Consider the following 12,858-nt stretch of genomic DNA (forward strand, 5'->3'; position numbering starts at 1 on the left):
CTCGAAATCCGCCATGTGCGGCGTAGCGCTGTTTATGCCCCAGAGGGTACTACGTCTCCGTACGGCTTTCTGCGGGTGCGGCGATCTGTCTATTTTTGAACAACCTGATTTTTCAACAAGCTCTCTGATAGAAACCCAATGTCCGAAAAAAAGAACATAGCCCGCGCGGCGGGGGTCCTCGGCTTTGCCACCATACTCTCCCGTATCATGGGAATGGTGCGGGACATCGTCGTTTCGCGCATATTCGGGGCGGGCTTTGCCACCGACGCGTTCTTCGCCGCTTTCCAGATACCGAACATGCTTCGGCGCTTTTTTGCCGAAGGTGCACTCACTTCGGCCTTCGTCCCGACTTTCGCCGAGTACCGGACCAGAGAAGGTGAGGAGAGCGCCCGGGAGCTGGCTAATATCTGCTTTACCCTGCTCACCATAGTAATGGCCGGCATCACCCTTTTCGGCATCCTCTTTTCTCCGCAGATCGTCCATCTGATGTTTCCAGGATTCGCCTCGCAGCCGAGCAAGATGGAACTGACGGTATTTCTCAACCGCCTCATGTTTCCCTACATCTTCTTCATCAGCCTGGTCGCCCTCTGCATGGGGATTCTGAATACGCTACGCCACTTCTTCACCCCTGCCATATCGACCGTCTTTCTCAATATTGCGATGATTGTTTGCGCGCTCTTCCTCCACGACAGGTTCGCGGTGCCGATTACCGCTCTCGCCGTAGGGGTCCTCGTGGGAGGGCTCCTGCAGCTCCTCCTGCAGCTTCCCACGCTCTACCGTCTCGGGTTTCCAATCCGGCCGAACTTCAGCTTCGGACACCCGGCGGTAAAGCGGATTTCGCTGCTGATGGGGCCATCGATCTTCGGCGCGGGGGTCTACTATCTCAATATCATGGTGGGGGCAATCCTCGCGTCATTCCTTCCCCAGGGAAGCGTCTCCTACCTCTATTATGCACAACGCCTGTTCGAGTTCCCCCAGGGGATCTTCACGGTCTCCATAGCCCAGGCGGTCCTCCCTTCCCTCAGCAGCCAGGCGGCCGCCGGCCGGTACGAGGAGATGAAGGAATCCCTTGCCTTCGGAATGCGGCTCACCCTTTTCATTACGGTGCCTGCAGCCCTGGGGCTCATGGTCTGCTCGACACCCATTTTCAGCCTCATCTTCATGGGGGGAGCCTTCGATTACGAGAAGGCGGTGCGTTCTGGGGAAGCACTTTTCTACTACTCCATGGGGCTCACTGTGGTCGCCATGGTGCGGGTGCTCGTGCCCGCCTTTTACGCCCAGAAGGATACAAAGACCCCTGTCGCCACTGCTTTTGCGGCATTCCTGCTTAACGTGATATTCAGCCTGCTTCTCATGAAACCACTTCTACATGGTGGCCTGGCTCTGGCAACCACTCTGTCATCGCTGGTCAACCTGCTGCTGCTCGTTTGGCTGCTTCGCCGCAAGATCGGTCCCTTCGGAGGGAAGAGCCTTGCCCTTTCCGGCTTGAAGGCACTGCTCGCTTCGCTTCCGATGGCGGGGCTCGTCTACTTCATCATGGGCGCCATCGACTGGTCGGTTCCGGGAGAGAAGGTTTTGAAGACCGGCGTGCTCGGCGGGGCGATAGTGGCCGGAATGGCTCTGTTCATGCTCTGCGCGCACCTTTTGCGGTGCGAGGAGGCGCATGAGGTGGTGCGTCTGGTCCGTCGCAAGATTCTGAAAAAATGAGGATACCATGAAACATGCCAGAGACCGGGAAGCCGGCAGATACTGTTCGTTCTACGACACCGCGCTGGGATGCGGCGCCGTGGTGGCGGGGGGTGAAGGTCTCGTCGAGATCTTCCTTCCATTCGCCGGCAGGACGAGGGATGAGATTTCGAATGATGTCAGGGAAGCGTATCCCGCCGCCAACGGTGCAAGTCCGCTTGCCGAAGAGGCGGCTGCGCGGCTTGTCCGGTATTTTGCCGGAGAAGATGTCACCTTCAACTTCCCCCTGGATCTGGGGCGATATACCCCTTTTCAGCAGGCGGTCTACAGGGTGGTCGCCGCCATCCCCTGGGGAACCGTGCGAACGTACACCGAAGTCGCTGCACAAGCCGGGTCGCCGCGGGGGGCAAGGGGGATAGGGCAGGCAATGGCGCGAAACCTCCTCCCCATCATCATTCCCTGTCACCGGGTCGTCGGCGCCTCAGGGTGCATGACCGGGTATTCCGCCCCCGGTGGGATTTCTTCGAAGCAGTGGCTGCTGCGGCTGGAGGGGGTGAGGGTGACGGAGCGGGGAAGGGTCGGGCGGACGGAAGCGTGAAGGCACATTCGGCGGCACCAAGTTACAGATAAGGACATGTAATGGATTGGATGACTATTTTGGGTATTGCAGTGGCTCTGGCAATGGACGCCTTTGCCGTCGCCCTGGCGGCCGGAGCTGTTCTCAATCCTCTTACCAGGCGCCACCTGTTCCGTCTGGGATTTCATTTCGGCCTGTTCCAGGCGTTGATGCCGGTGGCAGGTTGGCTCATCGGCATGACGGTCCAGAAATGGATCTCGGCCTATGATCACTGGATCGCCTGCGGGCTTCTCTCCTTCGTGGGGGGGAGGATGATTCTGGAAGCTTTCGACAAAAAGGAGGAGAAAGCCGCCTCCGACCCGACAAAAGGCTTCACCATGGTCATGCTGTCGGTGGCTACCAGCATCGATGCTCTGGCGGTGGGGCTGTCTCTTGCAATGCTCGGCATAAGCATCTGGCTTCCCGCTACGATCATAGGCGTTGTTGCTGCGGTGCTTACCGTCACAGGCATGCTGCTGGGCCGCCGGTTGGGGGGGAGCTGGGGGAAGCCTGTGGAAATTCTCGGCGGCCTGGTGCTCATAGGGATAGGGGTGAAGATACTCCTGGAGCACACCCTGTTCAGTTGAATGTTCTTCACTATCTTCCATGCTGGTTGAGCGGTTCAGGTGGCGGGTGCAACCGCTCCATGCCCGTCCGGGTCGCATTGCCAAGCAAGGGGGCAGGCCCCGGGTGCCTGCCCCCCTTTTGCTTTCGTTCACAGTAAACAGCCGCCGCTGACATCCCTTTCTTTTAAATCATCCACCTTCCCTTTGAAAACCTTTCGGTGCCGAAACCGACGTGGAGGATCACAGCGCTCGCATGAAAGAGACGAGACTTCCCTTTTCCTCTTTCGTCAGCCTCAGGCCCAGCACCAGGTTGAATAGCTCGACAGTGTCTTCCAGGGTAAGACAGCGGCCATCGTGCATGTAGGGAGGACTGTCCTTGATCCCTCGCAGGGTGAAGGTTTTGATCGGCCCGTCCCCCGGTTCCGTGGTGAAACGCTCCATCTGAAGGTCATGCATCTGATGGTCGAGGTACGTGGGTGGAAGATGGCACTCTCCACATTTCCCCTTGCCGAAGAAGATCTTCTCGCCGGCCAGTTCCGCTTCGGTAGCTTTTGCGGGGTCGAGCCGACCCATGGGGCTCAGCTTCGGTGCGGGGGGGAAGTCGAGCATGTTCTGCATCTGGGCCATGTGCGGGACGAGTAGCCGTGGGATCTCCACTATCCCTTTTTTCATCGCGTGGATCGGATCTCCGTTGAAGTATGCCGTCCGCTGCTCAAATTCGGTGAAATCCTCGACGGAACGGAGGCTTCGCTTCGAGGCGTGGAGCTGCTGGTTGAACATGCCCCTCAGGCTTGTCGTATCCAGCCGGAACCGTCGCTCCTGGGGGCGGATGTCCGGGCTGAGGTGAAACTGACCCGTGGTGTGACCGTTCACGTGGCAATCGAAACATGCGACCCCGAGGCTAGGCTGCTCCGTCTTCCGGTCATCGGTGGCGTTGAACTCCTCCTGTGGAAGCGGTGTGAGGAGCAATCGCAGGCCGTCGAGCTGAACCGGAGTGATGAGATCCTTGAACAGGCGGTGGAAGTTGTTTATCGATACGACTTCACCTCGGGAGACGTCGCCGAGCTCCGGACGGTTCTGCAGGAATATCGCCGGGGGGAACTCGGGGAGAAACTCCTCCGGGAGGTCGAAATCGACGTCGAAGCGCTGAAGCCTCGGGAACATGTCGATCTGCATCTGGGGGAATACCTGGCCGCCGGTGGACTGCTTCGGGTGTGGAAGAGGGGGATACGGGAAGATGTTCCGCTTACGGATTTCCTCCGGGGTCAGACCCGCCAGCGACTCCCAAGTTTCCCCCTTTGAGAGACGTGCCGTCGGCCCTACCGCCAGCGGTTTCCCCCGCGACATCTTCGCGTCCGTCGCCAGGCGGGGCTTCAGGTCGTAACGTTTTTCCAGAAGCTCGCGCTGCGCTTCCATCACTTTCTTTTTCTCGGCCACATCCGCCTTGTAGATCTCTTCGAACGTCATCATCGGCTTCTTTGCGTTCAGAGGGTCACGGGCGAAATCGAACCCTTTGACCTTCCCCTCGTCGGGTTGACCGGCGAATGCAGAGGATGCCGGTGCAGCCTTGTCGGGAGCAAATTTTTCCGGAGCATCCTGTTCCGTTTTCTTCTGCTCCGGTCGCGTAATCTCAACCTTCCTCGGCGTCTGTGCCTCCTGCACCGCATCCGGAAGTGTCCGTGACTTTGCCGGAGCTTTCGTCTCGGTTCTCGACTCCGAAGAGAGTAGAACAGCGCAGATCAGGCTGATTACCGTAACTGCCATCGTCGGCTTCTTTCGCATCGAAGGGGCTCCTTTCTCATTTATTATGGATATTTAATATAGTGGCAGGGGTTACCGTAAAGTCAATACAGGTATGGCCGACACCTTGAGAAAGCAGAGATCGATTGCAAAGCGAATGGGGGGGCGATGTACTCTTGCCTCTTTTGTTTGCATCGGCATGAAGCGTGTCCGGAGTTCGGAAAAGGGGTATAATACAGATAGGTAGCAAATCCAATACAAGGGAGTTGAGGGCTGATGTTGGAGAAATGCAGCCACAGCATGCAGCACTGGGAGCACATGTGCTCATTGACCGAGAACGGTTGTGCTGCGATGGAAACATTGCGCCACAACATGGATCACGACTGCACCCCGTGTGAAGACAAGTCGCACCGGCATTTTGCAGGATGCACATCCAGCTATGTAGCAGCGTGACGAAACCAGATGGCTCTGTAAGTTGCGGGGCGGCTTCGAGAGAAGACCGCCCTTTTCTTTTGCACTTTCCGAGTGCGTTTGACATGAGGGGTTTCGGCATTAAAATGAAGCATGTGCGCGCGAGCAGCGGATGCTGAAGCGGCTTTCGCGCGGGCTGAAAACCGGACACCGTGAGAAAACGCCGTACACGGCAGAAAGGGCGCATGCGATGAAGGCGGGATGGAGGAATGCAGTGATGATTTCGGCAGTGGTTACGGCCTCATTTATGGGGGGCGAACCGGTGCAGGGCCTTGAGTGCGGGTTCATCACACGTGACAAGTGCGAAGAGGTCTGCCAGGGGAAGGAGATACGCGGGTGCAGGAGTTGCGGCTTCTTGTGCGAGGAGTGTGACTGCGGCCTTCCGGTTAATGACGAAATGGTCTGCTGCCACATGAAGGGTCCTTCCTGTGACAGCGCTACTGTTCCGGATGCCTTTCAGTGGCTTAGAAAAGACGAGTGCGACCGGTTCTGGGCCGGCACCGGTGAAAAAACATGCCCGAGGGAGCTGTGCGACCAGTAACAACTTACTGCTCGGGGTCCTTCAACTTATCGGGGAACTGCCGGAACAGCTTGGTTACCTTCGGGTCGATGACGATTCTGCAATAAGGCTGGTCGCGATTCAGGCGGTAATAATCCCTGTGATAGCTTTCGGCGGGATAGAAGGTAGTGAGCGGCACGACCTCTGTCACGATATGTCCCGGCCACAGCTTTCGTTCCGCGACCCGCCGCAGCGACCGCTCGGCTACCTCCTGCTGTTCCGGATCATGGAAGAAGATCGCTGATCGGTACTGGGTCCCCTCATCTGCTCCCTGGCGATTGCGGGACGTGGGGTCATGGGTCTGCCAGAAAACATCCAGAAGTTCTTCGAATGAAATCTCCTCCGGGTCGAATACGATCTGCACAGCCTCCGCATGCCCGGTCGATCCGCTGCATACATCCTCATAAGTTGGATTGAGCGCCGTTCCACCGGCATAGCCCGGCATAACCTCCATGACCCCCCTCAGACGCGCAAATACCGCTTCCGTGCACCAGAAACATCCACCGGCCAGTGTTGCAGTCTCACGGCGTTCGGACATGGTCACCTCCTGATGACAGTGAAGGGCCGATTATAGTGTTTTCATGAATTTTACCACGAAAGTGAGGGTATTGCAGGCAGGGAGACAAAAAGCTGCTGCGGGTGACGCAGCAGCAGGAAGAATGGGACTGCGTGTAGTTGTTTCAGGTGGAGCTGAACCTGTCCGATTCCTTGCCCGACCTACGTTTTCTGCGGATCGGGTCGCGTGCGATCCATGCGAGGCCGTTGGAGCGTTCGAATGCTATGATTTCGCGCCGGTCGATCAGGTCGTCCAGGGCACCCGACTCGACCCATCCGGTAGCGCCGTCGGAATATATAACCTTGATTTGCATCGTTTCTCCCTTTCCGTCCCTGTCAATAGTATACCCGAGGCACGACTCGGGGAGCAAAAAGAAAAGCCGCCCCGGTCGCGGGTGCCGGTGCGGCTTTCTATGCAGTTTCGCCTGTTTCTTCGGCAGCCCGGCTGTCTGTTACCTAATAACAGACCCGTTAGCTTTGTGTACCGGAAATTTCTTTTCGGCAACCCTTTCGGAAACAGGCTGACTTCAGTTTATCGCAGCTACGGGGGATGTAAAGGGCTTGCGCGGAAAATTCTGCAGCACTCGGTTCCTCTGTTTAAAGGGCACTGATTACTTCATTGTCGGCATAATTTTATTCGCACCCGGAAGTTTCGCTTAGCCAGGATAGTTAAGCGGCGTCAGATTCGCGATGATTCCGTGGTCGGTGACGACCGATGGCCCGCAGGCGTAGCAGCGCTACGTCGAGGAGCCTGAGGAGGAACCGGCGCGGAAGGGCGCGAATATGGCGTCGCCCCTCCTAGCTCGCCAGGAGTAGGCCCCGCGACTGGCTTCTGACCAGCGACGCATAGTACCCGTTGCGCCGCATGAGGCGCTCGTGATTGTCGGACTCGATGATCCGACCGTTCTTCAGGACGAGAATGCGATCCGCACCTACGACGGTATCGAGGCGGTGAGCGATGATGAAGCTGGTCCGTCCCTTGACGAGCCGGTCGAGAGCTTCCTGGACGAGAGCCTCGGATTCGGCATCCAGGGCGGAGGTCGCTTCGTCGAGAATCAGAAGCGACGGGCTCTTGAGCAGCGCGCGCGCAATGCTGATCCGCTGCCGTTCTCCCACCGAAATGCGGCACCCACGCTCTCCTACCACAAAGTCATACTTTTCGGGGAGCTGGGAGATGAACGCATGGGCGTTGGCGGCGCGGGCGGCAGCCTCTATTTCCGCATCGCTCGCATCGGGTCTCCCGTAGGCTATGTTGTTGCGGATGGTGTCGTTGAAGACAAGGGCGTCCTGTAGAACGACACCGATCTGCTGCCGCAGGGATCGCTGCTGGAGGGAGCGAAGGTCCTGTCCGTCGAGCTTTATGGAGCCGTCGGTGGGGTCGTAGAAGCGCTGCAGGAGCGAAACCATTGTTGTTTTTCCGGAGCCGCTGGGCCCCACTATGGCCACCGTCTCCCCGGGGCGAACATGGAGGTCGATGTTGTCCAGAATGCGGCGGTCCCTCGTGTAGGAGAAGCTGACATTGCGGAAGCTCACTTCCCCTTGGACCGATCTGACCGGGAGGGCATGGGGAGCATCCTTCAGCCGATCCTCCGCATCGAGGATCGAGAAGACAATGTCGAAGGAGATGCTCGCCTTGCGAAGGGTCTGGTAGATCCCGGTGAGGTTGTTCACCGGGCCGAAGATCCCTCCCTGATACCCGAGAAATGCCATCAGGGTTCCTACCGTCGTCTCGCCCCGCTGGATGAGCAAGACGGCGAACCCGATGGAAGCCGTCTTGGCCAGCATGATCACCAGGTTCTGGATGGCCCCTATCTTGGTGTCTGTGACCACCCCTCTCCGCACGATCCCGTGCGCCTCCGCCACGTCTCCCATGAACCGCTTCCGCTCCGCCTCCTCCATTGCGAAACTCTTCACGGTAACTATCCCCGAAAGCACCTCGTTGAACCGAGAGAAAATGATCCCCCAGCGGTTGAGCAGAGCGGATTCCCGTGCTGTCTGCTCCCGTGAGGCATAAATGCCTATGAGGGCGGGAAGCGGCGCAAAGAGTACCACCACCAGCGACAGCCGCCAGTCGAGGCGGATCATGATCACTACAGAGATGGAAAGGTAGATGAGACCTGGGAGAATATTGAAGGCGATATCGGCGACGGCTGCCACGAATCCGTTTATCCCGTGATTGAGCCTGGTCATGAGGCTCCCGACGGTTTCCCCACGATGGTAGGAGAGGGGAAGGGAGTGGAGGCGCGCCGTGGTGGCATCCAGAAGGTGATAATTGACAGCCAGCCGGATCTTCCAGCAGAGCCTGTTGGAAAATCCGTTAAGGGTCTCCCTCGCCACCGCGGCGGCCATTATTGCACCGACTGCCATGAGCAGGCTGGCGATGTTCGACCCACTTCCCAGGCGGTCGAAGACCACCTTGTAGATGAGTGGCTCCAGAGCCCCCAGGGCGGCCACCATGAGCATGAACAGAAGGATGAACGGAATCGTTTTCCTGTGCGGCCTGATGAAGGAGAGCGCCCGGCGGGCCTGCTTCCTTTTTTCATCGTTGAAACCGGCATATGTGATGAGTTTTCTAAGCATCGGAAACCTCTCTCAGTCACTTGAAAGCTTACTGCTCACCCACCCTAGTGAATCGGTATCGAAAATACAGTGACGGGAGTCACAGGGGTGCCGTTGCAGATGGGGCGGAGGCTGTTATAGTGGGATCAGGAGGTAGGAAGGGGGAATGAGACGAAACCTGTTTTTCCTCGTGATATGGCTCTGCGCGGCGCAGATTGGTTTGATCGCCACGGTTCCCGCATCGGCGAAAGGGAGTGCCGTCCGTGCAGCTGCCGCCTTTACTAAGCCGGTGTCCTTCAGCCTGCTTCAGGACTACCCGAAGGGTGAGGATATCCGGGAGGTGGAGCGGGACTTCCAGTTGATGAAGGAGCTTGGGATAAGCACCTGGCGTGGGAGCTTCAGCTGGATCGATTACGAACCGCGTCCAAAAAAATACGATTTCGCGTGGCTTCACCGATTCCTGCAACTGGCGGAACGTCACGGGCTAACACTCCGCCCCTACCTCGGCTACACACCTGCATGGGCGGCAAGGGGGGGGAAAGACGGTGAAGCCTGGAACGATCCCCCGAAACGGCTGGATGACTGGCGGGGATTCGTCACCCGGATAGTTACCGAAACCAAGCGGTACCGTAACATCGAGTCGTTCGAGATTTATAACGAGGAAAATGTCGCGCAGTGGTGGGACGGACGCGCTGCTGATTATAACCAGGTTCTCCGCGCAGGTTCCGTTGCGGTCAAGACGGTGATCCCTGCAACGGAGGTGATTTTCGGGGGCATGGTGTACCCCGACGTGGATTGGGTGGAGCAGGCGTGCGCCGTTCACGGCAACGCGCGAACCTTCGACATCCTGCCCTTCCACGCCTATCCCGAAACCTGGACTCCTAAAGAAGTGACTGTGGAGAATTACCTGGATCAGGGGGATCCCGGTTTTTTCGGCAAACACTTTCTGGCAACGGTGGATAAAAAGTGCGACGGGCAGCCGATCTGGATCAATGAGGCCGGCTTCGCCACCGCACCGGGTAAGACCGAAAAGGACCAGGCGAACTGGTGGGCGCGTGCCATAGCCACCTTCCTGGCGGACCCGCGGGTGGAGCATCTCGGGATTTACCAGATGAGGGACAGGAAGAAGTCGGAGAAGGTCATCGGCGAGAGCGAGAACTACCATCTCGGAATCACGCGCGCCGACCGCACCAAGAAGCTCGCCTTTCATCTCCTCAAGCGGCTCATTCCCCTGATGAATACCGGATATCTCACTGTGGCCGACCGGGAGCTCGCACTGGAGGTCGTCGGAGGGAAGAGGGGGGAGCTCTATCATCACCTCTTTGTGCGTCCGGACGGGGAGCAGGTGCTCTTCGTATGGGACCGGAAGGGAAATCCAGTGCTCCGGATTCGCCCCCGAGCCGCAACCGCCGTGACCGAAATCTTCCTTGACGGCACTTCGGCTCCGGTTGAGTCATTTGACGGCCGTGAGCTGGACCGGGTCAGCCTCAGTCCCGGAACCGTTAGGATCTTCCATTTCAGGTAGCGCCTGCGGATCGCCGGGTGCTGCAGCCTCCTTCTATCGAAACCTTTTCAATCAACGTTCAAGTTGGGCCCTCGCTCTCCGATAACAACTGTAGCCTCCCTTCGACAGACCTACATCCCTGCAGGAGAATCAATGTCAGATCTTCGCATGCTGCTTATCGCCCGCGAGGGTGAAGCGCGTGAAGCATACCGTGCCGCGCTGGACCGTCTCGGCGTTCCCTATGATATTGCCGCCTCCTTCGGTGAGGTCCCTGCTCTGGCCGGAGGAAACGCCTACAGCGGACTTCTGATGGATATCCTTACCCTGGTCCGGACCAAAAAGGAGGAGGAGAAGACGGTGGCATACGAATGCATCAACTTCTACCCCTCAACTCGTTTGAAGTGGGATTCCAAACGGGATCGCATCAGTCTTCTCGCTTTCGATCATGGGACTGCGGACGAGGCGGAATCTGCCCTGGAAACATTCATAGAGGAGCGGTGCCGCAGTTTCCCGCCGCGAGCCCTCCGCAGCTCCATCAGAAAGGATCTGGTGCTCAACCTGTATCTGAGCGGAAGAAGCCTGAGTGCTGAGGAGAAAACCTTTTCCCTCAACGTTTCCCGTGGGGGAGCGTTCATACAGACCATTCATTCGTACGAAAAGGGGGACGACGTCTCGATCAGGTTCAGGGAATTATTCGAAGGTACCGAGGTGAGAGGGGTGGTCTGCTGGCGGCTTGCGTGGGGGGAGCGCCGTGCGGTCCCCGGGATAGGCATCCGGTTTGAGGGGTTGTCGGAGGCTCAGGCAGCGGAGTTGGCCCGGCTACTGAAAAAATAGGAAAAGCCAGCAGCAGCCGAAGCGCTGCTGCTGGCTAAATGTTTGAAGGGGTTCGCGCGGAGATGCGTCAGGCGGTTGCACACGCCAATTCGAGCTGCAATTCCTCGATGGCCATCTCCTGCAGTTTGAACTTCTGAATTTTTCCCGAAGCGGTCATCGGATAGCTGCTGACGAATTTAACGTAGCGCGGAATCTTGTAGTTGGCTATCTTCCCCCTGCAGAAAGCCTTCACCTCCTCCTCGGTCATCTCTTCCCCCTTCTTCAGAATGATGGCTGCCATAACCTGCTCGCCATATTTCCGGTCGGGGACGCCGTAGACCTGCACGTCCGAGATCTTCGGATGGGTGTAGAGGAACTCCTCGATTTCCCGGGGATAGATGTTTTCGCCGCCGCGGATAATGATATTCTTGATCCGGCCGGTGATCTTGCAGTAGCCGTTCTCGTCCATGACCGCCAGGTCCCCGGTATGGAGCCAGCCTTCGGCGTCTATTGCCTTGGCTGTCTCCTCCACCATCTTGTAGTAGCCCTTCATGACCAGATAACCGCGCGTGCAAAGCTCTCCCTGTGTTCCGGGGGCGACGGTGGCGCCCGTCTCGATATCGACGATCTTCACCTCCACATTGGGGAGCGAGCGGCCGACAGAGGCGACCCGTAACTCGATCGGGTCGTCGGTGCGCGTCTGGGTGATGACGGGTGAGGACTCGGTCTGTCCGTAGGCGATGGTGATCTCGGTGGCGTTCATATCCCGTATGACCCGCTTCATCACCTCTATTGGACAGGGGCTTCCGGCCATTATTCCGGTCCGCAGGCTAGAAAGGTCGAAGAGCTCGAAGGCCGGATGCTCCAGCTCAGCGATGAACATTGTCGGCACGCCATGGAGAGCCGTGCACCGCTCCTTCTCCACCGTCTGAAGCACTTTGAGCGGGTCGAAAACTTCGACCGGCACCATGGCTGCTCCGTGGGTAACGCAGGCCATCACGCCGAGAACGCAACCGAAACAGTGGAAGAAGGGGACCGGGATGCAGAGGCGGTCCTTGTCGGTAAACTTCATGCACTCGCCGATGTAGAAGCCGTTGTTCACGACGTTATAGTGGGTGAGCATCACTCCCTTGGGGAAGCCGGTCGTACCCGAGGTGTACTGCATGTTTATCACTTCGTGGCAGTCGAGGCCGGCCTCCACGGCGGCAAGCTCTGCATCGGTCACCTCCTTGCCTGATTCCACAAGGCTCGAAAAGCTGAACATTCCGGATGGGGTTTGCTCTCCCAGAAAGACGACATTCTTCAGGAAAGGGAGTGTGTTGCTTGAAAGCTTCCCGGGTTCGGAGGTTCTCAGTTCAGGGACAACCTCGTAGACTGTATCTACGTAATCGGTATCCTTGAACGACTTGACGAGGAAGAGGGTAGTGGAGTCGGACTGGTTGAGAATGTACTCCAGTTCACGGGATTTGTAGTTGGTGTTTACGGTGACCAGGACTGCGCCGATTTTAGCGGTGGCGAACTGAAGCACCACCCACTCCGGGACGTTGTATGCCCAGATGGAAACATGGTCCCCCTTTTTGATGCCGAGCCGCAGAAGCCCCTTTGCCACCTGCCTGCACACGTCGTTGAACTGCCGGTAGCTGTAGCGCAGCCCTTTATCGGGATATACCAGTGCATCGTTATCAGGATACCGATCGGCTATATGGTCAAGTAGACCGCCTGCGGTAAAGGGAAGAAGTTCCGCCATCATGTTCCTCCAGTGTGCGCCGTGCTTGCGGTGGCGAGAAAG

Annotated in this window: 11 protein-coding genes and 1 riboswitch; of the genes, 6 read left to right on the forward strand and 5 right to left on the reverse strand. The window is 57.9% G+C overall.

The annotated features are described in order from the left end of the window. The first annotated feature begins 138 nt into the window (after positions 1-138). From murJ to CFB04_RS01770, 3 genes are read left to right on the forward strand one after another with little or no spacing between them, the layout of a single operon-like run. Positions 139-1,707, forward strand: coding sequence for a murein biosynthesis integral membrane protein MurJ (gene murJ / locus CFB04_RS01760; RefSeq protein ID WP_088533670.1), 1,569 nt, complete (start codon positions 139-141; stop codon positions 1,705-1,707). 7 nt (positions 1,708-1,714) lie between these two features. Further along, positions 1,715-2,284, forward strand: coding sequence for a methylated-DNA--[protein]-cysteine S-methyltransferase (locus tag CFB04_RS01765; RefSeq protein WP_088533671.1), 570 nt, complete (start codon positions 1,715-1,717; stop codon positions 2,282-2,284). A 41-nt stretch (positions 2,285-2,325) separates the two neighbouring features. Next, entirely contained in the window at positions 2,326-2,889 is a 564-nt protein-coding gene (locus CFB04_RS01770; protein ID WP_088533672.1) for a manganese efflux pump MntP family protein, read from the forward strand. 219 nt (positions 2,890-3,108) lie between these two features. Here the strand turns inward: CFB04_RS01770 and CFB04_RS01775 are convergent, their stop codons facing one another. After that, positions 3,109-4,650: a cytochrome B6 gene (locus CFB04_RS01775; RefSeq protein ID WP_088533673.1), complete on the reverse strand. Its 1,542-nt coding sequence runs from the start codon at positions 4,648-4,650 to the stop codon at positions 3,109-3,111. A 643-nt stretch (positions 4,651-5,293) separates the two neighbouring features. Between CFB04_RS01775 and CFB04_RS01780 the strand changes: the two genes are divergently transcribed. Further along, positions 5,294-5,620 carry a hypothetical protein gene (locus CFB04_RS01780; protein WP_157698688.1) on the forward strand — a complete coding sequence of 109 codons (327 nt, stop codon included), beginning with the start codon at positions 5,294-5,296 and terminating at the stop codon, positions 5,618-5,620. A gap of 4 nt (positions 5,621-5,624) precedes the next feature. Here the strand turns inward: CFB04_RS01780 and msrA are convergent, their stop codons facing one another. The 3 genes from msrA to CFB04_RS01795 form a co-directional block, all read right to left on the reverse strand. Next, entirely contained in the window at positions 5,625-6,176 is a 552-nt protein-coding gene (gene msrA, locus CFB04_RS01785; RefSeq protein ID WP_088533675.1) for a peptide-methionine (S)-S-oxide reductase MsrA, read from the reverse strand. Between the two features lie 142 nt (positions 6,177-6,318). Beyond that, the gene (locus CFB04_RS01790) at positions 6,319-6,507 is read right to left on the reverse strand and encodes a GSU3473 family protein (protein ID WP_088533676.1); all 189 of its coding nucleotides are present in this window, start codon (positions 6,505-6,507) and stop codon (positions 6,319-6,321) included. 118 nt (positions 6,508-6,625) lie between these two features. Beyond that, positions 6,626-6,710: riboswitch (cyclic di-GMP riboswitch) on the reverse strand. 281 nt (positions 6,711-6,991) lie between these two features. Beyond that, positions 6,992-8,773: an ABC transporter ATP-binding protein gene (locus CFB04_RS01795; protein WP_088533677.1), complete on the reverse strand. Its 1,782-nt coding sequence runs from the start codon at positions 8,771-8,773 to the stop codon at positions 6,992-6,994. A 145-nt stretch (positions 8,774-8,918) separates the two neighbouring features. Here CFB04_RS01795 and CFB04_RS01800 point away from each other — a divergent pair, with 145 nt between their 5' ends. Both CFB04_RS01800 and CFB04_RS01805 read left to right on the forward strand, forming a co-directional pair. Next, positions 8,919-10,277: a beta-galactosidase gene (locus CFB04_RS01800; protein WP_088533678.1), complete on the forward strand. Its 1,359-nt coding sequence runs from the start codon at positions 8,919-8,921 to the stop codon at positions 10,275-10,277. A 132-nt stretch (positions 10,278-10,409) separates the two neighbouring features. Continuing rightward, positions 10,410-11,090, forward strand: coding sequence for a PilZ domain-containing protein (locus CFB04_RS01805; RefSeq protein ID WP_088533679.1), 681 nt, complete (start codon positions 10,410-10,412; stop codon positions 11,088-11,090). Between the two features lie 67 nt (positions 11,091-11,157). Here the strand turns inward: CFB04_RS01805 and CFB04_RS01810 are convergent, their stop codons facing one another. Further along, on the reverse strand, positions 11,158-12,816 hold the full coding sequence (locus CFB04_RS01810) for an AMP-binding protein (RefSeq protein ID WP_088533680.1): 1,659 nt from the start codon (positions 12,814-12,816) through the stop codon (positions 11,158-11,160). Positions 12,817-12,858 lie beyond the last annotated feature (42 nt).

Origin of the sequence: Geobacter sp. DSM 9736 (assembly GCF_900187405.1) — a bacterium.
GTDB lineage: Bacteria > Desulfobacterota > Desulfuromonadia > Geobacterales > Geobacteraceae > DSM-9736.